Here is a 26,999-nt window from a genome sequence, read left to right as displayed (position 1 = left end):
CTCGGCGCAGGAGCCTGCTTTACAGTGGTGTCGCAAATTCAACATGAACCTCTTCGAAAAAGGTACGAACATGCAACGGAATGCAACCACTCAATTTCCTATTCTGTTGGTACATGGTTTGTTCGGGTTTGACAGGGTCGCAGGCTCCGAACTTTTCCAAGGCATCAAGCAGACACTGCGCACCGCCGGCGCCCGGGTATTCATTCCCTACCTGTCGGCAACCTACACCAATGAGGCTCGCGGCGAAGAGTTGCTGGCCCAGATCGATCGGGTCCTGAGCGGAACCGGGGCCACCCGGGTCAACCTGATCGGCCATGGCCAAGGCGCGTTGGCGGCCCGTTACGCCGCAGCAATGGCACCCGAGCGGGTCGCCTCGGTGACATCGGTCAGCGGGCCCAACCACGGCTCCGAACTGGCCGACTTCCTGCGCAAGGCCCTCACCCCCGGGCGCCTGCCCGAGCATGTGGCAAGCAGGGTCGCCACGTTGTTTGCCGACTTCATTTCATTGCTGAGCGGCCAGGCACAGCTCCCCCACAATGCCATTGCCGCACTGGCGGCACTGACCACCGAAGGCGTCGGCGCATTCAACGACAAGTACCCGCAAGGCTTGCCCAGGAGCTGGGGGAGCAAGGGCCCGGAACGGGTCAACGGCGTGCGCTACTACTCCTGGAGCGGCACGTTGCAAGACGCATCCGGCGAAGGGCCCGAGACGATGGACCCCTTCCAGGTGTTCTGCCGGGCCTTTTCCGAGTACTTCATCACCGAAGCCGGGCAGAACGACGGCCTGGTCGGGCGTTTCAGCTCGCACCTGGGCAAGGTCATCCGCTCCGACTATCCGATGGATCACATGCAAGCCATCAACCAACCGCCTGGGTGCACGCACAAGGGAACAACTGCACTGGACCTTTATGTGCGGCACGCCGAACGCCTGCGCAAAGCGGGCCTATGATCGACAGGCTCATGGTTTTGACGCATTTTTGACAACAACCCTTTAATGATTCCGGTAGGCTCTCACCCTTTAAATCCATTGAAAGGAATTTCCCATGGCCAAAGCCACTGCCCGCCACATCCTGGTGTCCAGCGAAGACAAGTGCAACGAACTCAAGGCCCAGATCGAAGCCGGCGCCGATTTCGCCGAAGTCGCGAAAGCCAACTCCTCGTGCCCGTCCAGCCGTCAGGGTGGTGACCTGGGTTCGTTCGGCCCGGGCCAGATGGTCAAGGAATTCGACACCGTAGTGTTCAGCGCCCCGATCAATGTGGTGCAGGGCCCGGTCAAGACCCAATTCGGCTACCACCTGCTGGAAGTAACCAGCCGCCAGGACTGAGGATGACGGTGGTGAGGGAGCCTGCCCCCTCACCACACAACTCCCTCGTAACATCTCCTTGACCACAGGGCTGGCGATCAGCGCGCCGCTCGCGTACAAATCGTGTCATCGATCACCCGGCTTTAAGGCTGACAATGCGACTGGCGTTCCCCTCCCTGCTCTTGACTGCCGCGCTCCTGCTGACAGGCGTTGCCGGCGTGTCTGCCGCACCGCAACACGCATTGACCGTCTATGGTGAACCGGCCAGATACCCTGAAGGCTTCAGCCATTTCGTCTACGCCAACCCCCAGGCCCCCAAAGGTGGCACCCTGCGCCGCTCGGCCATCGAGATCGGCCAGTTCGACCACGTACTACCCTATATCGATAAAGGCATCGGCGTCAGTCAGATCGACGGCATGCTCTATTCGCCCCTGGCCCAGCGTTCCCTGGATGAGCCCTACACCGTCTATGGCCTGGTCGCACAAAGCATGGAACGCGCCGACGATGGCCTGTCCCTGCGTTTCTACCTGAACCCCAAGGCGCGCTTCGCCGATGGCAAGCCCATCACCGCCGAAGACGTGCGCTACAGCTTCGAGCTATTGATGACCCAGGGCAGCCTGCGCTATCGCACCCAGTTCGCGGCCGTCAAAGGCGTCGAAGTAGAAGGCGAGCGCACCGTGCGCTTCGATTTCAAGAACAACGAAAGCCGCACCCTGGCCCTGGACATCGCCACCCTGCCGGTGTTTCCCGAGCACTGGTGGAAAACCCGCGATTTCGCCAGCGGAGGCGGTTATGAAGCGCCGCTGGGCAGCGGGCCGTACCGGGTCGGCAAGGTCGATTCCGGACGCAGCATCACCTTCGAACGTAACGCCGACTGGTGGGGCAAGGACCTGCCGGTCAGCCGCGGGCTCTACAACTTCGATCATTTCAGCATCGAGTATTTCGGCGACACCGACGTGGCGCGCCAGGTGCTGCGCGGCGGTGCCTACGACTACAACCGCGAATTCTCCGCCACGGGTTTCTCCATCGGCTACGACAGTCCGGCGCTGCGCGACGGACGCCTGCAAAAAGCCCACCTGGCCACCGAAGCCCCGCAAACGGCCCAGGGTTTCGTGTTCAATCTGCAAAAACCGGTGTTCCAGGATCGCCGGGTACGCCAGGCCCTGGCGATGCTCTGGGATTTCGAATGGAGCAACCGTCAGATGATGCGCAACCTCTATGTGCGCCAGCAGAGTTTCTTCTCCAACACCGACCTGGCCGCCCGAGAACTGCCCGACGCGAGCGAGCTGGCGATCCTTGAACCGTTGCGCGGGAAAGTCCCCGACGAGGTCTTTACCCAGGTGTTCCAGGCGCCGAAGACCGACGGCAGCGGCGTGATCCGCGACAAGCAATTGCAAGCCCTGGCACTGTTGAAACAGGCCGGCTGGAAACCCGACGGCGACCGCCTGGTAAATGCCGAAGGTGAGCCGCTGAGCTTCACTTTCCTCAACAGCCAGAACGGCATGGACCGCCTGCTGCTGCCCTACAAGCGTACCCTGGCGCAGATCGGCATCGACATGAGCATCCGTCGCATCGACCCGTCCCAGTACGTCAACCGCCTGATGAGTCGCGACTACGACATGATCGTCACCGGCTACCCGGTCAGCACCTCGCCCGGCACCGAGCTCTCCAATTACTTCGGCTCGGCGGCGGCCAACGATCCGGGCGCCAACAACTACATGGCGTTGCAGAACCCCGCTGTCGATGCCCTGATCGACGGGCTGGTCAAGGCCACCACCCAGGACGACATGCTCCGTCACGCCCACGCCCTGGACCGGGTGCTGCAATGGAATTACTACTGGATCCCCAACTACTATCCGCCGGGCAGCTCGACGGTATGGTGGAACCGCTTCGGCATGCCGAAGGTGCAGGCCGCCAATGACGAAGCCATCGAGAGCTGGTGGGAAGTCAGCACCACACCGCTAACCAACGAACAGATGACCGCCGAACACATCAGGCGTGGCACCTCTGGAGGGCGTCACTGATGTGGGCTTATGTCGCGCGGCGCTTGCTGCTGATCATTCCAACGTTGGTGATCATCCTGCTGGTGAATTTCGTCATCGTCCAGGCGGCGCCGGGCGGCCCGGTGGAACAGGCCATCGCCCACCTGCAAGGCATCGGCGGCGCCAGCGTCGGCAGTTCGGGCAACGCCATGACCGGCAGTTCCCGGGCCAGCCGCGGCCTGGACCCGCAATTGATCAAGGACATCGAGAAACAATACGGCTTCGACAAACCGGCCCATGAGCGCCTGTGGCTGATGCTCAGCAGCTACGCCCGCCTGGACTTCGGCAAGAGTTTCTTCCGTGGCGCCACGGTCACCGACCTGATCCTGGAAAAGATGCCGGTGACCATTTCCCTCGGGCTCTGGGCGACGCTGATTACCTACCTGGTGTCGATCCCGCTGGGCATTCGCAAGGCGGTGCGCCACGGTTCCGCCTTCGACGTGTGGAGCAGCACGGCGATCATCATCGGCTATGCCATGCCGGCGTTCCTCTTCGCGATGTTCCTGATCATGATGTTCGCCGGCGGCACGTCGCTGAACTGGTTTCCGGTGCGCGGGCTGGTGTCGGACAACTTCGAATCGCTGTCGACCCTGGGCAAGATCACCGACTACTTCTGGCACCTGGTGCTGCCGGTCACGTCCCTGGTGATTGGCGGCTTCGCCACCCTGACGATCCTGACCAAGAACTCGTTCCTCAATGAAATCACCCGCCAATACGTGGTCACGGCACGGGCCAAAGGCATGAGCGAACGACGGGTGCTGTATGGCCACGTGTTCCGCAACGCGATGCTGTTGGTGGTGTCGGGGATCCCCCAGGCGTTCATCAGCGTGTTCTTCGCCGGCTCGTTGCTGATCGAGGTGATCTTTTCCCTCGATGGCCTGGGCCGCATGAGCTACGAGGCGGCCGTGTCCCGGGACTATCCGGTGGTGTTCGGCTCGCTGTTCATCTTCACGTTGTTCGGCCTGCTGATCAAACTCATCGGCGACCTTTGCTACACCCTGGTGGACCCCCGCATCGACTTCGCCGCGAGGAACGCCTGATGCTGCAGTTTTCCCCCTTGGGCCGACGGCGCTTCGAGCGTTTCAAGAAGAACCGCCGCGGCTGGTGGTCGCTGTGGCTGTTCATCGGCCTGTTCATCCTGACCCTGGGCGGCGAGTTGATCGCCAATGACAAGCCACTGCTGGTGAGCTATCAGAACTCTCTGTATTTCCCGGTGTTCAAGCGCTACACCGAACAGGAATTTGGCGGCCAGCTACCGTTCCAGGCCGACTATCGCAGCAGCTACGTGCAGAACCTGATCCACAAGGACGGCGGCTGGCTGCTGTTCCCGCCGATCCCGTTCAGCGACGACACGCCCAACTACGACCTCAACCGACCGGCCCCGAGCCCGCCCACCTCGGTGAACTGGCTGGGCACCGACGACCAGTCCCGGGACGTATTGGCCCGGGTGATCTTCGGCGCCCGGGTCTCGATCCTGTTCGCCCTGGCGCTGACCACCATCAGTGCGCTGATCGGCATCGCTGCCGGGGCGTTGCAGGGTTACTACGGCGGCTGGGTGGACCTGTTGGGGCAACGCCTGCTGGAAGTCTGGTCGGGGCTGCCGGTGCTCTATCTGCTGATCATCCTGTCCGGCTTCGTCGAACCGAATTTCTGGTGGCTGCTGGGGATCATGGCGCTGTTCTCCTGGTTGGCCCTGGTGGACGTGGTCCGCGCCGAATTCCTGCGCGGGCGCAATCTTGAATACGTCAAGGCTGCGAGGGCCCTGGGGCTGACCGACCGCAAGGTGATCGTGCGGCACATCCTGCCCAATGCGATGAACGCCACCCTGAGCTACCTGCCGTTCATCCTCACCGGGGCGATTTCCACCCTCACCGCCCTGGACTTCCTCGGCTTCGGCATGCCGGCCGGCAGCGCGTCCCTGGGCGAACTGATTGCCCAAGGCAAACAGAACCTGCAAGCACCCTGGCTGGGGCTGACGGCATTCTTCACCCTGGCCCTGATTCTTTCCCTGTTGGTGTTCATTGGCGAGGCATTGCGTGATGCATTCGATCCCAGGTCCTGATCCGGACGTGCGTGACAACCTGATCGAGATCCGCGACCTGAGCGTGGCCTTCAACGACCAAACCGTCGTGCGCAACCTGTGCCTGGACATCCGCCCTGGCGAGTGCCTGGCCCTGGTCGGCGAGTCGGGCTCCGGCAAGTCGGTGACCGCCCATTCGATCCTGCAACTGCTGCCGCCAACCGAGGCCCGCACCAGCGGCAGCATTCGCTATCGCGGCCAGGAACTGGTTGGTGCCCAGGCCAGCACCCTGCGGGCGCTGCGCGGCAACCGCATCGCGATGATCTTCCAGGAGCCGATGACCTCCCTGAACCCGCTGCACAGCGTCGAAAAGCAGATCGGCGAAACCCTGATGCTGCACAAGGGCCTGGGCGGCAAAGCGGCGCGGCAACGCATCCTGGAACTGCTGGCCCTGGTCGGCATCCAGAAACCTGTCGAACGGCTCAAGGCCTACCCGCATCAACTCTCCGGCGGCCAGCGCCAGCGGGTGATGATCGCCATGGCCCTGGCTTGTGAGCCGGAGTTGCTGATCGCCGATGAGCCGACCACCGCGCTGGACGTGACGGTGCAGCGCAAGATCCTGCTGCTGCTCAAGTCACTCCAGCAACGGCTCGGCATGTCCCTGCTGCTGATCAGCCACGACCTGAACCTGGTGCGCAGCATCGCCCAGCGGGTATGCGTGATGAAGGCCGGGGAAATCGTCGAACAGGCGCCGTGCGAAACCCTCTTCAGCGCGCCGAAGCACCCCTACAGCTGTGAACTGCTGCACGCCGAACCGGAGGGTGAAGCCCTGCCCCGGGACGCGCGCGAAGACGTGCTGCAGGTCCAGGACCTGAGGGTCAGTTTCGCCCTGGGCGGCGGGTTGTTCCGGCGCAAGGAATACCTGCACGCCGTCGACGGCATCAGCCTGAATATCCAGCGCGGCAAGACCCTGGGCATCGTCGGCGAGTCTGGCTCCGGCAAGTCCACCCTTGGCCAGGCGATCCTGCGGCTGATCGAATCCGAAGGCAGCATTCGCTTCCAGGGTGAAGCCCTCGACGCTTTGTCGCAGAAAGCACTGCGGCCCTGGCGCAAGCAGATGCAGGTGGTGTTCCAGGACCCGTTCGGCAGCCTCAGCCCACGGATGTCGGTGCAGCAGATCATCAGCGAGGGCCTTGAGGTCCACAATCCGTCCAGTGCCCAGGAATGCGAAGCCCGGGTGATCCAGGCCCTCAAGGAAGTCGGCCTCGACCCACAGAGCCGCCACCGCTACCCCCACGAATTTTCCGGCGGGCAACGTCAGCGCATCGCCATTGCCCGGGCCCTGGTGCTCAAGCCGGCGCTGATCCTGCTGGACGAACCCACGTCGGCGCTGGATCGCACCGTGCAGAAACAAGTGGTCGCCCTGCTCCGTCAGCTTCAGGAGAAGCACGGCCTGACCTACCTGTTCATCAGCCACGACCTGGCGGTGGTCCGCGCCCTGGCCCACGACATGATCGTGATCAAGGACGGCAAGGTCGTCGAATGCGGCGCCAGCCATGAGGTGTTCGAGGCGCCACAACATCCTTACACCAAGGAGCTGTTGGCGGCGGCGCATCCGGGGTGGGCATAATGCGGCGCATGACTTGACACCGTGTCGCGCCCATCGCGAGCAAGCTCGCTCCCACATTGGAATGCGGACACCTGTGGGGAGCCTGCTCGCGATGGCGGCCTGACAGGCAACACACAAGGACCGGACCATGACCCCCACCGAAAACCTCAAGGACTACAAGCGCGTACGCACCCTGGCAATCCGCTCCTTGTTCGAGATCATCGAGCAGTCCAGCGAAGGCACGGTGATTGTCGACCGTGACGCGAACATCGTCTGGATGAACGAGCGCTACGCCCGGCGCTTCGGCCTGAACTCGGCCCAGGAGGCCATCGGTCGGGCCTGCGAGAGCGTGATCCCCGGCAGCCTGCTGCGCGAAGTGGTGCGGACCGGGCGGCCGATCCTGCTGGACATGCAGGACATGCCCAAGGAGCCGCTGGTGGTCATGCGCCTGCCGATCCATGACAGCGCCGGCGCGGTCATCGGCGCCATCGGTTTTGCCTTGTTCGGTGAACTGCACAGCCTGTCGCCGATGCTCAAGCGCTACCAGAGCATGCAGGAAGAACTCGCCTCGACCCGCTCCCTGCTGCGGGCGCGGCAGACCAAGTACAACTTCGCCCATTTCATCGGCACCAGCAGCGCCGGCCTTGAGGTCAAGCGCCGCGCCCGACGCAGCGCCAGCACCGACTCGCCGGTGCTGCTGCTCGGCGAAACCGGTACCGGCAAAGAGCTGCTGGCCCAGGCGATCCACAGTGCCTCGCCACGGGCGCACAAGGCATTCGTCAGCATCAACAGCGCGGCGATTCCGGAATCGCTGCTGGAAGCCGAGTTCTTCGGCACCGCGCCTGGAGCGTTCACCGGGGCCGACCGCAAGGGCCGCGCCGGCAAACTGCAGATCGCCCAGGGCGGCACGTTATTCCTGGATGAGATCGGCGACATGCCCTTGCCGCTGCAAAGCAAACTGCTGCGGGTGCTGCAGGAAAAGGAATACGAACCGGTGGGCTCCAACGAAGTGTTGCAAAGCGATGTGCGCGTGATCGCCGCCACTTCAATGGACCTGGAAGCCGCGATCAAACGCGGCGAATTTCGCGCCGACCTGTATTACCGCCTCAACGTACTGCCGATCCAGGTCCCGCCCCTGCGCGAGCGCCTGGATGACCTGCCGGCCCTGAGCGAAGCGATCCTCGAAGAACTGCGCAGCCAGCACGAACTGAACCACGACGCCCTCGACCTGCTGGGGCAACACGCCTGGCCGGGCAACATCCGCGAATTGCGCAACGTGCTGGAGCGGGCCGCATTGCTCAGCGATAACCTGCTGCTGACCGCTGCCGACATCCGCGCCGCCATCGGCACGTTCATGCCGGTGACCCGCACGGCCAGCCCAAGCCTGGAGCCGCTGGCGCAGGAAACCTTCAGCCAGGCCCGGGCTCGATTCGATCGGCAGTTGATCGAAACCACCCTCGCGCAATGCGGGGGCAAGGTGGTCGAGGCAGCGGAGCGGTTGGGGCTGGGACGGTCGACGTTGTACAAGAAGATGGTGGCGTTGGGGATTGTCGAGTCTCAATAAAGAGATATTCATTCTCCTTATCGAGATAGCGATTTTGAGTGCTTTGCACTCATCGCGAGCAAGCTCGCTCCCACAGGGGAATGCGGTAATCTCGTGGGAGCGAGCTTGCTCGCGATGAGGCCATCCGAATCAAAAAATCTCCAAATAGAGACAGCACTCTCCATATCTTCTCAAGCCAAACAACAAACCTCATATATTTCAACAAGTTACAAACCTGGCACAAAACCCGCTATAGCCCCTCCCACCGCTTCACCACAAAAATAACAATCCCAGGAGACACACCATGAGTGTGATCATTGCCTTGGCAGCCCTCGCGCTGCTGATGGTTGCCGCCTACCGTGGCTACAGCGTCATCCTCTTTGCCCCCATCGCCGCCCTCGGCGCCGTCCTGCTCACCGATCCCTCCGCCGTCGCCCCTGCTTTCACCGGGGTGTTCATGGAGAAAATGGTCGGGTTCATCAAACTGTATTTCCCGGTGTTCCTGCTCGGCGCGGTGTTCGGCAAGCTGATCGAGTTGTCGGGCTTCTCCCGCTCCATCGTGGCCGCGGCGATTCGCCTGCTGGGCACCCGTCAGGCGATGCTGGTGATCGTGCTGGTCTGCGCCCTGCTGACCTATGGTGGCGTGTCGCTGTTCGTTGTGGTGTTCGCGGTATACCCGTTCGCCGCCGAAATGTTCCGCCAGAGCAATATCCCCAAGCGCCTGATCCCGGCCACCATCGCCCTCGGTGCGTTCTCGTTCACCATGGACGCCCTGCCCGGCACGCCGCAGATCCAGAACATCATCCCCAGCACCTTCTTCAACACCACCGCCTGGGCCGCGCCGTGGCTGGGGGTGATCGGCACGCTGTTCGTGTTCAGCATCGGCATGCTGTTCCTGCAACGCCAGCGCAACAAGGCCCAGCGCGTGGGCGAAGGCTACGGCACCGAACTGCGCAACGAGCCGGAAACCGCCGAAGACATCCAACTGCCCAATCCCTGGATCGCCGTTTCGCCGCTGCTGGCGGTCGGCATCATGAACCTGCTGTTCACCCAGTGGCTCCCCCAGTGGTACGGCAAGACCCACAGCCTGGCGCTGCCGGGCATGGCGGCACCGGTGACCAGCGATGTCGCCAAGCTCACCGCGATCTGGGCGGTCCAGGCCGCGCTGCTGGTGGGCATCATCATGGTGTTGCTGTTCGGCTTCCGGGCCATTCGCAGCAAGCTGGCCGAAGGCAGTAAAAGTGCGGTAGGCGGTGCGTTGCTCGCGGCGATGAATACCGCTTCGGAATACGGCTTCGGCGCGGTTATCGCCTCCTTGCCGGGCTTCCTGGTACTGGCCGACTGGCTCAAGAGCATTCCCAACCCATTGGTCAACGAAGCCGTGACAGTGACGCTGCTGGCGGGCATCACCGGTTCCGCGTCGGGGGGCATGAGCATCGCCCTGGCGGCGATGTCCGAAACCTTCATCAGCGCCGCCCATGCCGCCAACATTCCCTTGGAAGTGCTGCACCGGGTGGCGGCCATGGCCAGCGGCGGCATGGACACCCTGCCTCACAACGGCGCGGTAATCACCCTGCTGGCGGTCACCGGGCTGACCCACCGTGAAGCCTACAAAGACATTTTCTGCATTACGCTGATCAAGACCCTCGCGGTTTTCGTGGTGATCGGCGTGTTCTATGCCACTGGCATTGTGTGAGGTTCCTATGACGATAACTCTTAGCGGCAAGACGGCCCTGGTCACCGGCTCTACCAGCGGCATCGGCCTGGGCATCGCCCTGAGCCTGGCCAAGGCCGGCGCCGACTTGATCCTCAACGGCTTTGGCGATGCCTCGGCGGTGATCGCTGAAGTGCAACAATTCGGCGGCAAGGTCGGCCATCATCCGGCCGATGTCAGTGACCCGGCGCAGATCGCCGACATGCTCGCCTATGCCGAACGGGAATTCGGCGGCGTCGACATTCTGGTGAACAACGCCGGCATCCAGCATGTGGCCGCCGTGGAAGATTTCCCGGTGGAGCGCTGGGACTCGATCATCGCCATCAACCTGTCCTCGGTGTTCCATGCCACCCGCCTGAGCCTGCCGGGGATGCGCAGCAAGGGCTGGGGGCGGATCGTCAACATCGCCTCGGTCCACGGCCAGGTCGGCTCGCTGGGCAAGGCTGCCTATGTCGCGGCCAAGCACGGGGTGATCGGCCTGACCAAAGTGGTCGGCCTGGAAACCGCCACCAGCAACGTCACCTGCAACGCCATCTGCCCCGGCTGGGTGCTGACCCCGCTGGTGCAGAAGCAGATCGACGACCGCATCGCCAGCGGCATCGACCCGCAACAGGCCCAGCATGACCTGCTGGCCGAGAAGCAACCGTCCCTGGAATTCGTCACCCCGCCGCAACTGGGGGAACTGGTGCTGTTCCTGTGCAGCGAAGCCGGCAGCCAGGTGCGTGGCGCGGCGTGGAATATCGATGGTGGGTGGTTGGCTCAGTAGCGTTGAGAAATCCCTTGTGGCGAGGGGATTTATCCCCGCTGGGCCGCGAAGCGGCCCCAATACAGCCAATACCATCTGTCTGATGCACCGAGGTGTCAGGATTTAGGGCTGCTTCGCAGCCCAGCGTTGAGAAATCCCCTCGCCACAGGATTGCATTCCACCTGACGCCCCGGCTCGCTCTATAGTTTGTGTGTACATCAAGAACAAGAGGCACCCCATGTCCGACATCCTCTGGCAACCCGACCCCGAACGCATCGCCCGGTCGCGCATGAACGCCTTTCGCCAGTTCGTCAACGAACGGCATCACCTGCAACTCAACAACTACCCCACCCTGCATGCCTGGAGCATCGACCAGCGCGAAGCCTTCTGGCAGGCCATCGTCGATTTCTTCGAGATCCGCTTTCACCAGGCGCCCACCGAGGTACTGCAAGAAGGCCCGCAGATGCCCAGTGCCCGCTGGTTCCCAGGGGCGACGCTGAACTTTGCCGAACATCTGCTGCGTCGTCGCGATGCCGAGGTGGCGGTGGTTGCCATTGATGAAAACGGCGGCCAGGAACACCTGACCTGGGCCGAACTCGCCGCCCACGTCGCCGGCCTGCAGAAAAGCCTGCAAGCGGCCGGCGTAAGCCAAGGCGACCGCGTCGCCGCCTGCATGCCCAACACCTGGCAGACCCTGGTGGGCATGCTCGCCACCACCAGCCTGGGGGCGATCTGGTCCTGCTCGTCGCCGGACTTCGGCACCCAAGGGGTGATCGACCGTTTCGGCCAGATCGAGCCCAAGGTGCTGATCACCTGCGCCGGTTACCGCTACGCCGGCAAGGTCATCGACCAACGGCCCAAGGTCAACGAAATCCTCGAACGGCTGCCCTCGTTGCAACAGCTGATCGTGCTGCCCTACGCCCTGCCGGACGCCAGCGCCGAGGATTTCAGGACCTCGGCCAGGGTTGCGCTGTGGGACGGGTTCTACCAAGCCGGCGGCGAGCCGCAATTCGTTGCCGTGCCGTTCGATCATCCGCTGTACATCCTCTACTCCAGCGGCACCACCGGCGTGCCGAAGTGCATCGTCCACGGCACCGGCGGCGTGTTGCTGCAACACGTCAAGGAACATGGCCTGCACGTCGACCTCAGCCCCGAGGATCGGCTGTTCTACTACACCACCTGCGGCTGGATGATGTGGAACTGGCTGGTGTCGGCCCTCGCTGTCGGCAGTGCGGTGGTGCTCTACGACGGTTCACCGTTTCACCCGGGCCCCGAGCGCTTGCTGGACCTGGTCGACCAGCAGCGCATCAGCGTGTTCGGCACCAGCCCCAAGTTCCTGGCCGCCCTGGAAAGCCAGGGCCTGAAGCCTCGGCAGAGCCACGACCTGGGCAGCCTCAGGACCCTGCTGTCCACCGGCTCGGCGCTGGCGCCCCATAGCTACGACTACGTGTACCGTGATTTCAAGCCCGACGTCTGCCTGGCATCGATGTCCGGCGGCACCGACATCGTCTCGTGCTTCGTCAACGGCAACCCGTTGTCGGCGGTGCGTCGCGGCGAGATGCAGGGCAAGAGCCTGGGCATGGCGGTGCAGGTCTGGAACGACGTGGGGCAGGCCGTCATCGGCGAGAAAGGCGAGCTGGTGTGCACCCGGCATTTCCCGGCGATGCCCATTGGCCTGTGGAACGACCCTCGACAGGAAAAACTCCGGGCCTCCTACTTCAGCCAGTTTCCCGGTGTGTGGGCCCAAGGCGATTACGCCGAGGAACTGCCCCACGGAGGTTTCCTGATCCATGGCCGCTCCGACGCGGTGCTCAACCCCGGCGGCGTGCGCATCGGTACGGCGGAAATCTATCGGCAGGTGGAAAAGGTTGAAGAGGTGCTGGACAGCGTCGCCATCGGCCAGCAATGGCAAGGAGATGTGCGGGTGGTGCTGTTCGTGCGCCTGCAAGAGGGCGTGGTCCTGGATGATGCCCTGGAGCAACGGATCCGCCAGGTCATCCGCGCCAACACCACGCCGCGCCATGTACCGGCGAAGATCCTCGCGGTCAGCGACATTCCGCGGACCATCAGCGGCAAAGTGGTGGAGCTGGCGGTGCGCAATGTGGTGCATGGCGAAGCGGTGAAAAACACCGATGCGCTGGCTAACCCCGAGGCGCTGGAGCAGTTTCGGGATCGGCCGGAGCTGGCCACCTAGGCACCCCACAAAACTGCTTTTCTGTGGCGAGGGGATTTATCCCCGTTGGGCTGCGAAGCAGCCCTAAATCCAGACACCGAGGTGTATCAGACAGACTGTGTTGACTGCTTTGGGGCTGCTTCGCAGCCCAGCGGGGATAAATCCCCTCGCCACAGGGGGGCCAAACCCCATCAATCCATCAACCCCCACTCCCCCGCCGCCGGATCGGCCGCAGGCGCGGCGCCCGACTCGGCATACAACTTCAACCGCAACCGCAGGTTGTTCGCCGAATCGGCGTTCTTCAGGGCTTCTTCCTCATCCAGCACCCCTTCCACCACCAGGTTGAACAGGGCCTGGTCGAAGGTCTGCATGCCCAGTTCTTCCGACTTCTCCATGATGCCCTTGAGTTCACCCAGCTCGTTGCGCCGGATCAGGTCGGCCACCGTGGGCGAGCCAAGCATGACCTCCACCGCGGCGCGGCGCTGGCCGGTACGGGTGCGTACCAGGCGCTGGGACACGAAGGCCTGGAGGTTGTTGCCCAGATCGCTCAGCAACTGCGACCGGCGTTCTTCCGGGAAGAAGTTGATCACCCGGTCCAACGCCTGATTGGCGTTATGGGCATGCAAGGTGGAGATCACCAGGTGCCCGGTGTCGGCAAAGGCCAGGGCGTGTTCCATGGTTTCCCGGTCGCGAATTTCGCCGATCAGCACCACATCCGGTGCCTGGCGCAGGGTGTTCTTCAGGGCTGCATGAAAACTGCGGGTGTCGACACCGACTTCCCGCTGGTTGATGATCGACTTCTTGTGCCGGTGGATATACTCCACCGGGTCCTCGATGGTGATGATATGACCGCTGCTGTTGCGATTGCGGTAATCGATCAATGCCGCCAGGGAGGTGGACTTGCCTGAGCCCGTCGCGCCGACGAACAGCATCAGCCCCTGCTTCTGCATGATGGTCTCCAGCAGCACCTTGGGCAGCTTCAAGTCCTCGAAGCGCGGGATGTCCAGCTTGACGTTGCGAATCACCATGGACACGTCGTTGCGCTGCTTGAAGATATTGACCCGGAATCGCCCGACACCCGACAACGAAATCGCCAGGTTCATTTCCAGTTCCCGATCGAACTCAAGGCGCTGTTCGGCGTCCATCAAAGACTCGGCGAGCCCGGCGATGTCACCGACCTTGAACACCTGGTTGCCCAACGGCTTGAGCACGCCCTCGAACTTGGCACACGGCGGCGCCCCGGTAGACAGGTAAAGATCGGAGCCTTCCTGGCTGGCCAGGATGCGTAACAAGGGATCGATTTCCATGGTCTGAAACTTCCGCGAGACATCAATGAAACAAGCTGACCCGAGCACGTACCTCTGCAGACCAACCCGCGCTTACCTCCTTCAGAGGATAGTAGACGCGACACGACAACCTGGGACTCCGTGATGAACGCAACACCCGCCGGCAGCGGCACACAGCGCCTGATCGACCGACTGGACTGGCGTTCCAGCCCGCTGGGCGCTGCCCAAGCCTGGCCCCAGAGCCTGCGCACTGCGGTGGACATCGTGCTGCACTCGCCGATGCCGATGGCCGTGCTGTGGGGGCCGCAGCTGATCCATTTCTACAACGACGCCTTCTCCCGCCTGGCTGGCGACAAGCATCCCCAGGCGTTCGGCCAGCCGACCCACACGGCATGGCCTGAACTCAAAAGCGTCAGCGAACCGATTTATCACAACGTGTTGCAAGGCCGCACGCACACCAGCCGCGACCAGCAATGGCGCCTGCCTTTCGCCGGCCGCCTCTGCGATCTCTGGCTGGACTTGACCTACAGCCCGGTGCGTGACGAAAGCGGCGCTGTCGCCGGCATCCTGGTGACGGCCATCGAGACCAGCGAGCGGCGACGCCTGGCCCTGGAATTCGAACGACGCTCCGAGGCCAGCCTCAAGGCCCAGCAGGAAAGCGAGGAGCGCCTGCAACTGGCCCTGGCGGCCGCCGATACCCTGGGCACCTGGGACTGGGATATCAGCGAAGACCGCTTCATCGCCGACGCGCATTTCGCCGTGTTGCACGGAATCGATCCCAGCCTGTCACGGCAGTTGCCCATCAGCGCCTACCTCGAAGGTGTGCACCCCGAGGACCGGGCGATGGTCGCCCGCAGCATCAAGCATTGCATCACCCATGGCACCGAATATGCCGAGGAATACCGCCTGCTGCAGCCCGACGGCGAACTGCGCTGGGTGTTCGTGCGCGGGCGCTGCTACAAGGATCGCCACGGCCGGCCCAAGCGCTTTCTCGGCGCGGCCCTGGACCTGACCGAGCGCAAGCGCACCGAGCAGGCCCTGCGCCAGAGCCAGACCGAGCTGCAACTGATCATCAACGCCATGCCGATTCTCATCAGCTACGTGGACCGTGAAGAACGGTTCCGCCTGAACAACAGCGCCTACCTGGACTGGTACGGCCTGACCCCGCAGGAACTCTATGGCAAGACCATTCGCGAAGTGATCGGCGAGGACGGCTATGCGGTCCGCGCCGAACAGATTGCCGCGGCCCTGGCGGGTAAACCGTGCAGCTTCGCCGTGGAGGCGGCCCACCGCGACGGCCGGCCACGGCATGCACTGACCAACTACCTGCCCCGCCATGGCGCGGACGGCGCCGTGAACGGTTTCTACATTTTTGTGATCGACGAAACCGAGCGCAAGAAGACCGAGGAAGCCTTGCGCAACCTCAACGAAACCCTGGAAGAACGGGTGATCGCCCGCACCCAGCAACTGGCCGAAGCCAACCACCGCCTGCAAAACGAAATGTTCGAACGCGAGCGCGCCGAAGAAGCGCTACGCCATGCCCAGAAGATGGAGGCCGTGGGCCAGCTCACCGGGGGCATCGCCCATGACTTCAACAACATGCTCACCGGCATCCTCGGCAGCCTGGACCTGATGCAGCGCTACATCGCCAACGGCCGCGCCGACGAGATCGGACGCTTTACCGAAGCGGCGGTGTCCTCGGCCAACCGTGCGGCGGCCCTGACCCATCGGCTGTTGGCCTTTTCCCGGCGCCAGTCCCTGGACCGCAAGCCGCTGGACGCCAATAGCCTGGTGCTTTCCCTTGAAGACCTGCTGAGCCGTACCACCGGTGACCACATCGCGCTGCGGTTGCAACTGGCCGATGAGCTTTGGCCGGTCAGCACCGATGCCAGCCAGTTGGAAAACGCCCTGCTCAACCTGGTGATCAACGCGCGGGACGCCATGCCCGACGGCGGCGAACTGACCGTCGAAACCGCCAATATCTACCTCGACGGCAGCGACATCAGCACCCTGGAGCCGGTCAAGGCCGGGGACTACGTGATGATTGCCGTCAGCGACAATGGCAGCGGCATGACCCCGTCCGTGCTGGCCAAGGCCTTCGACCCGTTCTTCACCACCAAGCCCATCGGCCAGGGCACCGGCCTGGGGCTGTCGATGATTTACGGGTTTGCCCAACAGTCGGGTGGGCTGCTGAACCTGGACAGCGTACCGGGCCAGGGCACACGGGTGCAGTTGTACCTGCCGCGGCTGCGCATGGCGCCCGCCGAACAGCCGACCCAGGCTTCGGCCACGGAGGCACCGGCCGCAATCGCAGGAGAAACCGTGCTGCTGGTGGAAGACGAGCCGGCGGTGCGGATGCTGGTGCTCGACCTGTTGCAGGCGCTGGGCTACACCGCCCTTGAAGCCGAAGACGCCAAGACCGCCCTGCCGCTGCTGGAGTCGGGCCAGCGCATCGACTTGCTGGTCACCGACGTTGGCCTGCCCGGCATGAATGGCCGGCAACTGGCGGAAATCGCCCGTCAGCATCGGCCCGACCTGAAGGTGCTGTTCATGACCGGTTACGCGCAGAAAGCCGCCGAACGCCAGGGTTTCCTGGAACAGGGCATGGACATGGTTGCCAAGCCCTTCACCCTTGATTTGCTGGCGAACAAGATTCGGACGATGATCAACCATGTCTCCTGAGTTGAGGCATAATCGCCCCCTTTTTTGTTCAGGTCAGCGCTGCGATGAAAGCCCAAGCCCGCCATATCCTGGTGAAAACCGCCGAAGAAGCCGAACAGCTCAAGCAACGCATCGCCAAGGGCGAGGCGTTCGACGTGCTGGCAAAGAAATACTCCACCTGCCCCTCCGGCAAACGCGGCGGCGACCTGGGTGAAGTGCGGCCGGGACAGATGGTCGGCGTGATCGACGCAGTGATCTTCAAGAAGCCGCTGCGGGTGGTCCATGGGCCGATCAAGAGCAAGTTCGGCTATCACCTGGTGCAGGTGTTTTATCGGGATTGATGCCCCATTCAGCACCGATCAAATGTGGGAGCGAGCCTGCTCGCGAAAGCGGTGGGTCAGTTGAATTGATGCTGACTGACACACCGCCATCGCGAGCAGGCTCGCTCCCACATGAGGTTCTGTGGTGGGTTCATGACCGGGGAATCAACGCCCCCGGCACCTGAATCACCCGACTCGCCAACAGATGCCCGGCCTCCGCGGCCGCCACCGGGCTCCCACCCATCAAGCGGCTCGCCAGGTACGCCGCACTGAACGAATCCCCCGCCGCCGTGGTGTCCACCACCCGTTCGACCCGCTGGCCCGGCACTTCATACGACTGGCCAGCGCACCGGATCAGGCGCGCCTCGGCGCCGCGCTTGAGCACCACTTCCGGAGTGCCAAGTTGTTCGTAGGCGGCGAACACTGCCTCGCTGTCGGCATGCCCGAACAGCGCTTGCTCGTCGTCCAGGGTCAGCAGCGCCAGCTCCACGTAAGGCAGTACGCTGCGATAGGCGGCGCGGGCGGCGTCGACCGAGGCCCAGAGCCTGGGCCGATAGTTGTTGTCGAACACTACCTTTGCCCCGCGTCGACGTGCCTCGATCAGGGTTTCGATAAGCTTGCCGCGCCCCTGCTCGCCCAGTACCGCCAGGGTGATGCCGCTGAAATACAGCACATCGTAATCCGGCAACGCCGCCAGGATCGGTGCGGCGGCCGGTGTGGTGAAACAATCGCGCACCGCCGCTTCGTTGCGCCAGTACAGAAACCGTCGCTCGCCCTCCGCATCGGTCTGGATGCAATACAAACCCGGCAAGCGGCCGGGCAGGCGCTGGACCCTGTCCAGGCCGATGTTTTCCTCGGCCCAGCTCTGGCACATGGCGTCGCTGAAACTGTCATCGCCCAGGGCCGTGACGTAATCCACCGAGGCCCTGTCGCCCAAGGCGCGGGACAGGTATACCGCGGTGTTCAGGGTGTCGCCGCCGAAGCTTTGCTGCAAGCTGCCGTCGGCGCGTTGTTGCAGTTCGATCATGCACTCACCGATCAGGGCGATGCGGGGTTTCGGGTTGCTCATGGATAATCCTGATGATTCGGTGGTGTCTGGCAGGCCGTCATCGCGAGCAGGCTCGCTCCCACATTTGAAACGCATTCCCCCTGTGGGAGCGAGCCTGCTCGCGATGGCCACGACTCGGTCCCAAGGCTAGAAACAGGTCTCCATGCTCTCGACCACCCGCAACTGCTCATCCACCAGGCACCCCACCCGCCACTTGTCGAAAGTCAGGCACGGGTGGGAAGTACCGAACGCAATAATGTCGCCGATGCGCAACTCGACCCCCGGCGCCACCGTCATGAACGCGTGCTGGTCCATCACCGCCGTCACCTTGCAGGCGCTCACGTCGTCACCGGCCACCGCGTCCGATCCGGGTTTGTAGCGCTTGAGCGGCACCGGCAGCCCTGCGTCGTAAGCCACGTCGCGCTTGCCCAGGGCAATGACCGCAAAACCCGGTTCCGGCAGCGACTGCACGTGGGCCCAGACCTCCAGGGCTGGCCGTAGACCTTCGTGCAGGTCATCGCGCCGTTCCAGTACGCAGCACTGGGCCTCCTTGTAGATGCCATGGTCGTGGGCCACGTAACTGCCGGGACGCAACACGCTGAGGAAACGCCCGTGGGCATTGCGGGCCTCGAAGGATTCGGCGATCAGGTCATACCAGGCCGACCCCGAGGCGGTGATGATCGGTTTATCGAGGGCAAACGCGCCGCTGTCCTGCAACTGCACCGCCAACCCCACCAGGGACGCGGCGAACGCGCGGATGCCAGTGACGGCGTGGTCACCGTGGATCACCCCTTCGTAGCCTTCGATACCGGTCAATGCCAGCGCCGGTTGCGCCCGGATCGCCTCGGCCAGGGCCAACACTTCGGCCTCGCTCCGGCAGCCGCAACGACCGCCGACCACGCCGTATTCGATCATCACATTCAACCGCACGCCCCGTGATGCGAAGTACGCGCCCAGGTCCGCCACGCTGTCCGGATGATCGACCATGCAGTGGAACTCGAACGTCGGGTCGGCCAGCAGATCGGCGATCAGCGCCATGTTCGGCGTGCCCACCAACTGGTTGGCCATCAGCACCCGGCGCACGCCATGGGCGTAGGCGGCACGGGTCTGCACGGCGGTGGCAAGGGTCAGGCCCCAGGCACCGGCATCGAGCTGCCGCTGGAACAGCGCCGGGGTCATGCTGGTCTTGCCGTGGGGCGCCAGTTCGGCGCCGCTGTTGCTGACGAACTGTTGCATCCAGCGAATGTTGTGCGCAAGCGCCTCGCGATGCAGCACCAGTGCGGGCAGGCTGACGTCGCGCAACAGGTGGGCGCCGACGGCAGCGGCGCCCTTCTCTACAGCAGCGTCCTGAATGGCAGAAGACATGGTCGAACTCCTCTCGCGGTCGCGGCTGACCGCTATTGTCTATTCATTGATGCGCCGGGCCAGGTTGTTCGCGCTGTCGATCAGCACCCGGCGGTAGTCGGCGTAATTGTTCTTGGCGTCGGCCCGGGGGGCGACGATGCACAGGGTCGCAATGGCCACGCCGTTGGGGTCTTTGACCGGGGCGGCGAAGCAGTGGGTGAAGGTGTCGGCGACGCTGTCGAAGGAGAAAAATCCATCGAGGCCGGCCTGGCGGATTTCCTTGAGGAACTGCTCCACCGGCAGGCGCTCGCCGTCCGGCAGGATGAAATCGTCGGGGTCGATCAGGTCGACGATCTGCTGGTCGCTCAGATGCGCCAGCAACAGGCGACCGGAGGCAGTCCAGGGAATCGGCGCGTTTTCACCGATGTCCGATGAAATGCGAAAATGCCGCTCGCCCTCCTTCATCAGCGCCACCGTGTATTTGCGCCCATTGAGCAGGCACATCTGCGCGGTTTCCCGGGTCCGGCTGACGATCTCCTGCAAGGCGTGATCGGCCTCGCGACTCAGGTCGAAATGCCGCAGGTGCGCCTGCCCGAGAAAGTACAGCTGGCGGCCCAGGTAGACGTGGCCTTCCTTGCCCACCGGTTCAAGGATGCGTCGCTCCAGCAGCGACGCCACCAGTTCGTAGACCGTGGACTTGGGGCTGCCGATGCCGCTGGCAATGTCGTTCGGGCGCAGCGGCTGGCCGATCTCCTTGAGGAAATCGAGGATATCGAACGCCCGATCCAGTCCCCGGGCCCGGCGTTTGATGGTGTCTTCGGTCATGTCGTTGGTTCCCATTCAGATGGCCGCGAGTGTACCCAGACTACAAGCTGCCCACAGCTCCCTGTGGCGAGGGGATTTATCCCCGCTGGGCTGCGGAGCAGCCCCAATAAAGCTGACTGCATGCAATCTGACACACCGCAGTGGCTTGTTGGGGGCCGCTCCGCAGCCCAGCGGGGATAAATCCCCTCGCCACAGGTGATCATTTCTTCTTGTAGGCCACACAATCGATCTCGACCTTGCAATCCACCATCATGCTCGCCTGCACACAGGCCCGGGCCGGGGCGTGTTCGGGGCTGAAGTATTCGCCGAACACCTTGTTGAAGCTCCAGAAATCCCGCGGGTCTTCCAACCAGACACCGCAACGCACCACGTCTTCCAGGCCGTAACCGGCCTCTTCGAGAATGGCGATCAGGTTCTTCATGGTCTGGTGCGTCTGCTCGACGATGCCGCCGACTATGATCTCGCCGTCCAGCGCCGGGACCTGGCCGGACACATGCAGCCAGCCATCGGCCTCGACGGCGCGGGCGAATGGCCGTGGCTGGCCGCCGCCTGCGGTGCTGCCGGTGCCGTAGCGCTTGATGCTCATGGGTGTTCTCCTTACTTGAATGGGATTAAAAACGGGTGTTCTTGAGAAATTCCGCCAGGCGCGGCGACTGCGGCCGCTCGAACAATTCCTTTGGCGGCCCCTGCTCTTCGATACGGCCCTGGTTCATGAACACGATCTTGTCGGAGACCTCGAAGGCGAAACGCATTTCGTGGGTCACCAGCAACATGGTCATGCCGTCTTCGGCCAGGCCTTTGATCACGTTCAGCACCTCGCCCACCAGTTCCGGATCGAGGGCCGAAGTGACCTCGTCGAATAGCATCAGGCTGGGGTTCATCGCAATCGCCCGGGCAATCGCCACCCGCTGTTGCTGGCCGCCGGACAACTGACCGGGAAAGTGATCGCGGCGTTCCAGCAGGCCGACCCGCTCCAACCATTTCTCGGCCAGGGCCACCGCTTCGTCCTTGTGCAGTTTCTTCACCTTGAGCAGGCCCAGGGTGACGTTCTGCAACGCAGTCAGATGGGGAAACAGGTTGAATTGCTGGAACGCCATGCCGGTCATCGCGCGGTGCCGGGCGATGACTTTTTCGGGATGGCGCACACGCTTGCCATCGACTTCGTCGTAGCCGATGGACTCGCCGTCGAGCATGATCCGCCCGCCCTGGAATTCTTCCAGCATGTTCACGCAGCGCAGCAGTGTGGTCTTGCCCGAACCGCTGGAGCCGATCAGCGTGACGACATTGCCGCGCTGCATGCTCAGGTCGACGCCCTTGAGCACTTCCAGCGGGCCGTATTGTTTGTGCAGACCGCGAATGTCCAGCAGCGGTTGGGCGTTGGAGGGAGTCGAAACGTCAGTCATGGCAAGGCCACCCGCTTTTCAATGTGCCGCCCGAGCAATTCGATGGCGTAATTGATGATGAAAAAGAGAAACCCGGCGAACAGATAGAACTCCAGGGTCATGAAGGTCCGGGCGATGATCTGCTGGGTGCTGAGCAGCAGCTCGGCAACGCCGATCACCGACAGCAGGGTCGAGGCCTTGACGATCTCGGTGGAGGAATTGACCCAGGTCGGCAGGATCTGCCGCAGCGCCTGGGGCAACAGCACATAGGCCAGAGCCTGGAAGAACGTCAGGCCGATGGCCTGGCTGGCTTCCATCTGTCCACGGGGCAACGCCTGCAAGGCACCGCGCACGATCTCGGCCACGTGCGAGCCACAGAACAGCGTCAGGCCCAGGACACCGGCCTGGAACGCACTGATCTGCCAGCCCAGCGCCGGAGCCATATAGAAACAGGCCAGCACCAGCACGAACACCGGCGTGCCGCGAATCAGGTCGACATAGAAGCGAAACGGCGCGCGCATCCAGGTGCGGCCGTAGGTCAGCACCAGCCCGGCGAACAGGCCAATCAAGGTGCCCAGCAAAATCGCCAGCACCGAACACTGCACGCTGGTCAGGAAACCGGCCCACAGCGTATCCCGGGCGACCCATAACTCATGCAACCAACTGGGGGATTCGTACATGGGACGCTCCTAACGGCGGATCGCCAGGCGCTGCTCGAAATACCGCAGCACCATGGCAATGAGATAACAGGCCGCGACATACAGGGCCGTGGTCACCAGCCAGGTTTCGATCACCCGGTAGCTCTCCACGTTGATCTTGCGGGCGTAATAGGTCAGCTCCGGCACGGCAATCGCCGCCGCCAGGGAGGTGTCCTTGAACAGCGAAATGAAGTTGTTCGACAAGGCCGGCAACACGTTGCGCAGCATCACCGGCACGGTGACATAGGCTTTCACCTGCCACTCGCCCAGGCCGATCGCCAAGCCTGCTTCGCGCTGGCCCTTGTGGATGCTCATCAACCCACCGCGGAACACTTCGGTGAGGTAGGCACCGGCGTACAACGACAGGGTGATGACGAACGACGGCAGCTTGTCCAGGCGAATGCCGAGGCTCGGCAAGGCGAAGTAGATCAACAGGATCAGCACCAGGATCGGCGTGTTGCGGATCACCGTGACATACACCGACGCCAGCACGCGCAAGACCCGGTGTTTGCTGAGCAGCGCGAATGCCATCGCCAGGCCGATCACGCAACCGATGGCGATCGACACCAGCGCCAGGCTGAGCCCCAGGCCGAGCCCCGCCAGCAAGGTGTCGAAATCGCGCCAGACGGCGGCAAAGTTCAACTGATAGTTCATGGTCGGCAATACCTTCGACGGGACGCCCGCAAGGGGCATCCCGGGCTCACGGGGTCATTTGAATTCAACGGGGAAACCGATCGCCGGCGACGGCAGCTCGACGCCGAACCACTGCTTGAACGACGCGGCGTAGGTGGGGAATTCCACGCCGGTCATGGCTTCATGCAAGGTGGTGTTGACGAAGTTCAGCCAATCCTGATCGCCGCGCTTGACCGCACAGGCGTAGGTTTGCGGGCTCCAGGCATACGCCGGGCTGCGATAGCGGCCAGGGTTCTGCACCATCAGGTACTTGACCGAGGACTGGTCGGTGGCCGCGGCATCGGCACGACCGGAGTTCACTGCCTGGTACATCAGGTCGACGCTGTCGTACTGGTCGACCTTGGCCTTGGGCAGCGCCTGGTGCACCAGCTCTTCGGCGTAGACGTTCTGCAACACCGCCACGGTGACGCCGTTGCTGGCGGCCTTGAGGTCTTCGATTTCCTTGTACTTGCTGTTGGCCGGCAGCAACAGGCCCACCCCTTCGCGGTAGTACGGCAAGGTGAAAGCGACTTGCTGGGCGCGGCTGGCGGTCACGGTGATGAACTGGCAGCTCATGTCGACCTTGTCGGTCAGCAGGTTGGGAATACGTGCATCGGAAGACTGCACCACAAACTCGACTTTTTCCGGGTCGTTGAACAGACCCTTGGCGACCATCCGTGCGATGTCGATATCAAACCCCTGCAACTTGCCATCCGCTCCCTGGAAGTGCCACGGCGCGTTGGTGCTGCCCGTGCCCACGATCAATTTCCCCCGCTGCAGCACGCTGTCCAGCTTGCTGTCGGCCGCCTGAGCGACCCCCATGGCAGCCGTCGTGGCCGCGAAGAGAAAAACACACGCTTTGAACAAGGAAGGTCGGCGATGCATGGCAAGCACTCCAGGATGGGTTTATTCCGCTATACCGGAACATGGTATGTAACAACGGAATAGACAGCAGAAAGTGTGCCACAGGCTTGATAGCCATGGGCGAGAAAAATGGAAAGTGAATGGAATCAGGGAGATGGAGAATCCAGACGTGCATGGACGACTTCGGACAGTGTCCTGGGACTGCTACCGTTGGCTACGGCGTGCGAGTAGCAAGGCCCCAAACCGGTGCCACGCCATGCTCCTTGTGGGAGCGAGCCTGCTCGCGATGGCGGTGGGTCAGCTTGAACCGATGTTGAATGTGATGCCGCCTTCGCGAGCAGGCTCGCTCCCACAAGGATCGGCGGTGCCGGGGCTACTTGCGCTTGTAGCTCTTGCTGCCCCCAGGCGTAAGGCAATACACCCCGCCCCGGGGACCGACGCAATAATTGCCGCTCCCGCACTGGCAACCATCGGCCTGCTTGAGCAACGATTGCGGTCGGGCCTCATTGCGAAGCCCCAGCACAGCGGAACAGGATTTTTTCGACGCGCTGATGGAGCCGTCGTTACACAGGAACGTATCGCCATCACACCCGGCAATCCCGCCCTTGCGCCCGGAACACGGCGTATTGGCAGCGACAGCGGACGCAGAGAAAATCAACAACAGAATGGCGACACTTGAGCGAAGCAGACCGGGCATTCCGTGGCAAGGGTTCATGGCAGCTTCCAGGCTGGTAGATGGCCCTATGCTAGCACCCAGCTGAGCTTGCCGGGCCCTTCAACTCACAAATCTTCGAACGAAACCTTGAACGTTGGATCTTTTTCACGTTCGACACAAAGAACAACCAACTCAAAATCCTCAAGCCGGTCCATCATGAGTTCATATTCCCTCGCGGGAACGCAATAAAAGACCGGCACATTGCAATTAAGGATCGCCACTGAGGATCCTTCACCAGCAGCCACAATGCCCATCGGGTCCTTCTTGAATTCAGCTACACTGGTTACAACTTGAGAAAGCACATGACGTGTCATGACAGGAGTCCTTAAATACTCTTAGTGACTTAAAAGAAGCATTCAAATCTGTGTTAGATGTTTTTCAGCGCCCACAAAACCTCACCCTCGACAACATCCGCAGATCCCCGTCGCGGTAATAATCGTCACTCCAGCTGTCATCCACCGCCAACGGCTTGACCTGCTTGAGCGCAAGCTTCTTCGCAAAATACCGAAAGCGGTAATGCTCGTAGAAACGCAGCAGTTCCAGCCCGTAGCGGTCGGCCAGGTCGGTGTCGCCCTGGATGATGAGGTAGTTTTCATCGTTATTGCTGCTGGCCGCGGCGCTGAGGTTGTGGCTGCCGCTGATGATGGTCGGCGTGTCGCTGGTGAAGTCGGTGACGATGGCTTTGGTGTGCACCAGCAGGTTGCCCTTCTGGCCTTTCATGTTTTCCCTGAGCCAGCCTTCCAGCCCGGTGTTGAGCAGCGCGGTGGCGGCGAATTCGGCGGTGCGGTCGGCATGGAATCCGGTGATGCGACTGGTGGTGTTTTGCAGGCCATAGCGCAGGACGTCGTCGTTGGGCTGGCCGAGCAAGGCGTCGAGGATCCGGTCGGGCAGGACGAAGGCGGTGACGAACAACAGGTCCTTGCGCGCGGCATTGATGATGTCGACGAAGCGGTCCAGGTCGCCTTCGCCCGTGCGCGGCGAAAACCCGACGAACAAGGGCTCCTGCGGGTCCATGGGATTGCGCTGGGTCAGCCACTGGCGCGTGGCATCGACGTCCTGCGGGGCGGCCCAGATCTGCTCGAACACCTGGCGATAGCTGTCGCTCACCCGCGGATCGTCCAGCACGTGAACGACATTGGCCTGGCGGTAGACACCGTTGGCGGTGAAATTGGTGCTGCCGCAGAGCACGGCCTCGGGGTGCAACGCACCACCGCCATCTACCTTGCTCAAGACGATGAACTTGTCGTGGAAAATGCTTTGGGTCACCCGCCCGCGCTTGTTGGCCGCCGGCAGTTTTTCGAGACTGGCTTCGTTGCGCAGCGTGGTGTCGTCGCCCGGTTCGGCGTGGTACAGCACCCGCACCTGGGCGCCACGGGTGAAAGCGGCATTCACCGCATCGACGATCACCGGCAATTCGTACTCGTAGATGGCGACATCCAGGGCCCAGGTGGCATCCAACGCCCGGTCGATGAAGCCGGTCAGGCGTCCCAGCAGACCGTTCTCCAGCCAGCGACGCGGCGCTTCGGGCCAGTCGTCGATGGACAGGTTGCGGTTGGCACTGATCAACGCGTCCAGCTCGGGAAACTTGCGCTGGAATGCCTGGCTGGCGGCCACGGCCCGATTGAAGATCACTCGCTGGTTGGCCGGTTGGCCGTTATCACTGGTGACCGTGACCTCGAGGGACTCGCCCAACTGCGGCGCATCGGGACTGCCATAGGCCAGGTGCACGCGGTAGTGGATGGTCACACCAGGATTGACGGCGTAATCGGCCCAGCGAAATTTCTGCAAAGGCGCCTTATCGCTGGGGGTGGCGTGGAACTGTGGGAAGGTGTGGGCCTTGTCGGGGAAGGTCAGGCTGTTGAACAGGAACAGCCAGGGCTTGTCGCCCTGCTGTTTCTCGATGGCAAACCCCAGCAGGCCCTTGCGCCGGGGTTCGGCCAGGTCCATGGCGAGCAGCACACCGTTGGTGCCGGCATAGGCCTTGACCCGAAAATCGTCCTGGGGGTTGGTGGCGAGTAGGCGCATGGTTCACTC

Annotated in this window: 24 protein-coding genes; 12 read left to right on the top strand and 12 right to left on the bottom strand. The window is 62.9% G+C overall.

The window, feature by feature from the left end:
- The first annotated feature begins 70 nt into the window (after positions 1–70).
- From LOY67_RS10980 to LOY67_RS10935, 10 genes are all read left to right on the top strand, one after another.
- Positions 71–949 carry an esterase/lipase family protein gene (locus tag LOY67_RS10980; protein ID WP_265067175.1) on the top strand — a complete coding sequence of 293 codons (879 nt, stop codon included), beginning with the start codon at positions 71–73 and terminating at the stop codon, positions 947–949.
- A 94-nt stretch (positions 950–1,043) separates the two neighbouring features.
- Positions 1,044–1,325, top strand: a complete 282-nt coding sequence (locus tag LOY67_RS10975) for a peptidylprolyl isomerase (protein ID WP_016774509.1) — start codon at positions 1,044–1,046, stop codon at positions 1,323–1,325.
- A gap of 134 nt (positions 1,326–1,459) precedes the next feature.
- On the top strand, positions 1,460–3,328 hold the full coding sequence (locus LOY67_RS10970; protein ID WP_265067174.1) for an extracellular solute-binding protein: 1,869 nt from the start codon (positions 1,460–1,462) through the stop codon (positions 3,326–3,328).
- Entirely contained in the window at positions 3,328–4,386 is a 1,059-nt protein-coding gene (locus LOY67_RS10965; protein WP_265067173.1) for a microcin C ABC transporter permease YejB, read from the top strand. The genes LOY67_RS10970 and LOY67_RS10965 overlap by 1 nt, the downstream gene beginning before the upstream one ends.
- A complete protein-coding gene (locus LOY67_RS10960; RefSeq protein ID WP_265067172.1) occupies positions 4,386–5,408 on the top strand; it encodes an ABC transporter permease in 1,023 nt (340 codons plus the stop codon). The genes LOY67_RS10965 and LOY67_RS10960 overlap by 1 nt, the downstream gene beginning before the upstream one ends.
- A gap of 7 nt (positions 5,409–5,415) precedes the next feature.
- Positions 5,416–6,996 (top strand): ABC transporter ATP-binding protein, encoded by a 1,581-nt coding sequence (locus LOY67_RS10955; protein WP_265067749.1) that lies wholly within the window; start codon positions 5,416–5,418, stop codon positions 6,994–6,996.
- Between the two features lie 127 nt (positions 6,997–7,123).
- The gene (locus LOY67_RS10950) at positions 7,124–8,539 is read left to right on the top strand and encodes a sigma-54 interaction domain-containing protein (RefSeq protein ID WP_265067171.1); all 1,416 of its coding nucleotides are present in this window, start codon (positions 7,124–7,126) and stop codon (positions 8,537–8,539) included.
- Between the two features lie 283 nt (positions 8,540–8,822).
- Positions 8,823–10,214 carry a GntP family permease gene (locus LOY67_RS10945; RefSeq protein WP_265067170.1) on the top strand — a complete coding sequence of 464 codons (1,392 nt, stop codon included), beginning with the start codon at positions 8,823–8,825 and terminating at the stop codon, positions 10,212–10,214.
- Positions 10,215–10,227: 13 nt separating this feature from the next.
- Complete coding sequence (locus LOY67_RS10940) at positions 10,228–10,998, top strand: 3-hydroxybutyrate dehydrogenase (RefSeq protein ID WP_265067748.1); 771 nt, start codon at positions 10,228–10,230, stop codon at positions 10,996–10,998.
- A 217-nt stretch (positions 10,999–11,215) separates the two neighbouring features.
- The gene (locus tag LOY67_RS10935) at positions 11,216–13,171 is read left to right on the top strand and encodes an acetoacetate--CoA ligase (protein WP_265067169.1); all 1,956 of its coding nucleotides are present in this window, start codon (positions 11,216–11,218) and stop codon (positions 13,169–13,171) included.
- Between the two features lie 170 nt (positions 13,172–13,341).
- Here the strand turns inward: LOY67_RS10935 and LOY67_RS10930 are convergent, their stop codons facing one another.
- Entirely contained in the window at positions 13,342–14,457 is a 1,116-nt protein-coding gene (locus tag LOY67_RS10930; protein WP_265067168.1) for a PilT/PilU family type 4a pilus ATPase, read from the bottom strand.
- Between the two features lie 123 nt (positions 14,458–14,580).
- Between LOY67_RS10930 and LOY67_RS10925 the strand changes: the two genes are divergently transcribed.
- Together LOY67_RS10925 and LOY67_RS10920 are read left to right on the top strand one after the other, a co-directional pair.
- Positions 14,581–17,118, top strand: a complete 2,538-nt coding sequence (locus LOY67_RS10925; RefSeq protein WP_265067167.1) for a PAS domain-containing protein — start codon at positions 14,581–14,583, stop codon at positions 17,116–17,118.
- Between the two features lie 44 nt (positions 17,119–17,162).
- The gene (locus tag LOY67_RS10920) at positions 17,163–17,438 is read left to right on the top strand and encodes a peptidylprolyl isomerase (protein ID WP_003182808.1); all 276 of its coding nucleotides are present in this window, start codon (positions 17,163–17,165) and stop codon (positions 17,436–17,438) included.
- Between the two features lie 130 nt (positions 17,439–17,568).
- Here the strand turns inward: LOY67_RS10920 and LOY67_RS10915 are convergent, their stop codons facing one another.
- The 11 genes from LOY67_RS10915 to LOY67_RS10865 form a co-directional block, all read right to left on the bottom strand.
- A complete protein-coding gene (locus tag LOY67_RS10915; protein WP_265067166.1) occupies positions 17,569–18,486 on the bottom strand; it encodes a sugar kinase in 918 nt (305 codons plus the stop codon).
- A 126-nt stretch (positions 18,487–18,612) separates the two neighbouring features.
- Positions 18,613–19,830 (bottom strand): amino acid deaminase, encoded by a 1,218-nt coding sequence (locus LOY67_RS10910; protein WP_265067165.1) that lies wholly within the window; start codon positions 19,828–19,830, stop codon positions 18,613–18,615.
- Positions 19,831–19,869: 39 nt separating this feature from the next.
- Positions 19,870–20,634 carry an IclR family transcriptional regulator gene (locus tag LOY67_RS10905; protein WP_265067164.1) on the bottom strand — a complete coding sequence of 255 codons (765 nt, stop codon included), beginning with the start codon at positions 20,632–20,634 and terminating at the stop codon, positions 19,870–19,872.
- A 199-nt stretch (positions 20,635–20,833) separates the two neighbouring features.
- A complete protein-coding gene (locus tag LOY67_RS10900) occupies positions 20,834–21,220 on the bottom strand; it encodes a RidA family protein (RefSeq protein ID WP_265067163.1) in 387 nt (128 codons plus the stop codon).
- A 25-nt stretch (positions 21,221–21,245) separates the two neighbouring features.
- Positions 21,246–22,037, bottom strand: a complete 792-nt coding sequence (locus tag LOY67_RS10895; RefSeq protein ID WP_265067162.1) for an amino acid ABC transporter ATP-binding protein — start codon at positions 22,035–22,037, stop codon at positions 21,246–21,248.
- The gene (locus LOY67_RS10890; RefSeq protein ID WP_265067161.1) at positions 22,034–22,696 is read right to left on the bottom strand and encodes an amino acid ABC transporter permease; all 663 of its coding nucleotides are present in this window, start codon (positions 22,694–22,696) and stop codon (positions 22,034–22,036) included. The genes LOY67_RS10895 and LOY67_RS10890 overlap by 4 nt, the downstream gene beginning before the upstream one ends.
- A gap of 9 nt (positions 22,697–22,705) precedes the next feature.
- Positions 22,706–23,368 carry an amino acid ABC transporter permease gene (locus LOY67_RS10885; protein WP_092327511.1) on the bottom strand — a complete coding sequence of 221 codons (663 nt, stop codon included), beginning with the start codon at positions 23,366–23,368 and terminating at the stop codon, positions 22,706–22,708.
- Between the two features lie 54 nt (positions 23,369–23,422).
- Positions 23,423–24,271, bottom strand: a complete 849-nt coding sequence (locus LOY67_RS10880) for a transporter substrate-binding domain-containing protein (protein WP_265067160.1) — start codon at positions 24,269–24,271, stop codon at positions 23,423–23,425.
- Between the two features lie 352 nt (positions 24,272–24,623).
- Positions 24,624–24,947, bottom strand: coding sequence for a hypothetical protein (locus LOY67_RS10875; RefSeq protein WP_413776206.1), 324 nt, complete (start codon positions 24,945–24,947; stop codon positions 24,624–24,626).
- 83 nt (positions 24,948–25,030) lie between these two features.
- Positions 25,031–25,279, bottom strand: a complete 249-nt coding sequence (locus tag LOY67_RS10870) for a type II toxin-antitoxin system Phd/YefM family antitoxin (protein ID WP_265067158.1) — start codon at positions 25,277–25,279, stop codon at positions 25,031–25,033.
- Between the two features lie 64 nt (positions 25,280–25,343).
- Positions 25,344–26,990: a phospholipase D-like domain-containing protein gene (locus tag LOY67_RS10865; RefSeq protein ID WP_265067157.1), complete on the bottom strand. Its 1,647-nt coding sequence runs from the start codon at positions 26,988–26,990 to the stop codon at positions 25,344–25,346.
- Positions 26,991–26,999: the final 9 nt, after the last annotated feature.

This window comes from Pseudomonas sp. B21-056, assembly GCF_026016325.1.
Taxonomy (GTDB): domain Bacteria; phylum Pseudomonadota; class Gammaproteobacteria; order Pseudomonadales; family Pseudomonadaceae; genus Aquipseudomonas.
This window is presented reverse-complemented; position numbering and strand designations above follow the sequence as displayed.

What these genes read in the sequence shown, in the direction of transcription:
- LOY67_RS10880 (WP_265067160.1), bottom strand. Translation starts at nt 24,271, where the DNA reads ATGCATCGCCGACCTTCCTTGTTCAAAGCGTGTGTTTTTCTCTTCGCG.
- LOY67_RS10980 (WP_265067175.1), top strand. Translation starts at nt 71, where the DNA reads ATGCAACGGAATGCAACCACTCAATTTCCTATTCTGTTGGTACATGGT.
- LOY67_RS10935 (WP_265067169.1), top strand. Translation starts at nt 11,216, where the DNA reads ATGTCCGACATCCTCTGGCAACCCGACCCCGAACGCATCGCCCGGTCG.
- LOY67_RS10930 (WP_265067168.1), bottom strand. Translation starts at nt 14,457, where the DNA reads ATGGAAATCGATCCCTTGTTACGCATCCTGGCCAGCCAGGAAGGCTCC.
- LOY67_RS10905 (WP_265067164.1), bottom strand. Translation starts at nt 20,634, where the DNA reads ATGACCGAAGACACCATCAAACGCCGGGCCCGGGGACTGGATCGGGCG.
- LOY67_RS10910 (WP_265067165.1), bottom strand. Translation starts at nt 19,830, where the DNA reads ATGTCTTCTGCCATTCAGGACGCTGCTGTAGAGAAGGGCGCCGCTGCC.
- LOY67_RS10895 (WP_265067162.1), bottom strand. Translation starts at nt 22,037, where the DNA reads ATGACTGACGTTTCGACTCCCTCCAACGCCCAACCGCTGCTGGACATT.
- LOY67_RS10900 (WP_265067163.1), bottom strand. Translation starts at nt 21,220, where the DNA reads ATGAGCATCAAGCGCTACGGCACCGGCAGCACCGCAGGCGGCGGCCAG.
- LOY67_RS10865 (WP_265067157.1), bottom strand. Translation starts at nt 26,990, where the DNA reads ATGCGCCTACTCGCCACCAACCCCCAGGACGATTTTCGGGTCAAGGCC.
- LOY67_RS10950 (WP_265067171.1), top strand. Translation starts at nt 7,124, where the DNA reads ATGACCCCCACCGAAAACCTCAAGGACTACAAGCGCGTACGCACCCTG.
- LOY67_RS10945 (WP_265067170.1), top strand. Translation starts at nt 8,823, where the DNA reads ATGAGTGTGATCATTGCCTTGGCAGCCCTCGCGCTGCTGATGGTTGCC.
- LOY67_RS10920 (WP_003182808.1), top strand. Translation starts at nt 17,163, where the DNA reads ATGAAAGCCCAAGCCCGCCATATCCTGGTGAAAACCGCCGAAGAAGCC.
- LOY67_RS10875 (WP_413776206.1), bottom strand. Translation starts at nt 24,947, where the DNA reads ATGCCCGGTCTGCTTCGCTCAAGTGTCGCCATTCTGTTGTTGATTTTC.
- LOY67_RS10970 (WP_265067174.1), top strand. Translation starts at nt 1,460, where the DNA reads ATGCGACTGGCGTTCCCCTCCCTGCTCTTGACTGCCGCGCTCCTGCTG.
- LOY67_RS10975 (WP_016774509.1), top strand. Translation starts at nt 1,044, where the DNA reads ATGGCCAAAGCCACTGCCCGCCACATCCTGGTGTCCAGCGAAGACAAG.
- LOY67_RS10915 (WP_265067166.1), bottom strand. Translation starts at nt 18,486, where the DNA reads ATGAGCAACCCGAAACCCCGCATCGCCCTGATCGGTGAGTGCATGATC.
- LOY67_RS10890 (WP_265067161.1), bottom strand. Translation starts at nt 22,696, where the DNA reads ATGTACGAATCCCCCAGTTGGTTGCATGAGTTATGGGTCGCCCGGGAT.
- LOY67_RS10965 (WP_265067173.1), top strand. Translation starts at nt 3,328, where the DNA reads ATGTGGGCTTATGTCGCGCGGCGCTTGCTGCTGATCATTCCAACGTTG.
- LOY67_RS10885 (WP_092327511.1), bottom strand. Translation starts at nt 23,368, where the DNA reads ATGAACTATCAGTTGAACTTTGCCGCCGTCTGGCGCGATTTCGACACC.
- LOY67_RS10870 (WP_265067158.1), bottom strand. Translation starts at nt 25,279, where the DNA reads ATGACACGTCATGTGCTTTCTCAAGTTGTAACCAGTGTAGCTGAATTC.
- LOY67_RS10925 (WP_265067167.1), top strand. Translation starts at nt 14,581, where the DNA reads ATGAACGCAACACCCGCCGGCAGCGGCACACAGCGCCTGATCGACCGA.
- LOY67_RS10960 (WP_265067172.1), top strand. Translation starts at nt 4,386, where the DNA reads ATGCTGCAGTTTTCCCCCTTGGGCCGACGGCGCTTCGAGCGTTTCAAG.